Annotated in this window: 1 protein-coding gene; it reads left to right on the top strand. The window is 60.3% G+C overall.

The genetic code is table 11. The features are described from left to right. Positions 1–730: type VI secretion system Vgr family protein (locus tag AC2FAJ_RS23495; protein WP_485454551.1), on the top strand; the 730-nt coding region annotated here is incomplete at both ends.

Genomic DNA, 730 nt, shown 5'->3' with positions numbered 1-730 from the left:
CCGGACCGGCCGTACATTGCCGGCGTGCTGCATGACTCGGCGCACGGCGACCACGTCACTATCCAGAATTACAAACGCAACGTCCTGCGCACCCCGGCGAACAACAAAATCCGCCTTGATGACGAGCGCGGAAAAGAGCATATCAAGGTCAGCACGGAGTACGGTGGCAAGAGCCAGCTGAATCTGGGTCACCTGGTCGACAGCGAAAAACAGCAGCGCGGTGAGGGGTTTGAGCTCAGGACGGACAGCTGGGGTGCGATACGGGCGCAGAAAGGGATATTTATCAGCGCTGATGGCCAGATGAAAGCGCAGGGTCAGGTGCTGGAGATGCAGGCAGCGATGAGCCAGCTGGAGCAGGCGCGGTCGCTGGCTGAAGCGTTACGCAGCGCGGCAGAAGCGGCGAGGGCTGAACTGGCAGATGTGCAGACGCAGAAGGCGCTGCTGTCAGAGGCGCTGACGGATTTAAAGAAAGCGGCGCTGCTGGTCTCGGCACCGGAGGGAATAGCGCAGGTGACAGGGAAAAGCCTGCAGCAGTCGGCGGGAGACAACATCATCAGCACCAGCGGCGGGCACACAGATTTCAGCGCACTGAAAAGATTCACCGTGGCGGCCGGGGAGCGGGTAAGTCTGTATGCGCAAAAGCTGGGCATCAAAATGTTTGCCGGCAAAGGGAAGGTGGAGATCCAGGCGCAGGGGGATGAGATGACGCTGGATGCGCTGAAGGATATCC

Source organism: Enterobacter cloacae complex sp. 385G4, from assembly GCF_057320665.1.
Note: the sequence above shows the minus strand (reverse complement) of the source record. Positions and strands in the feature narration are given on the sequence as shown.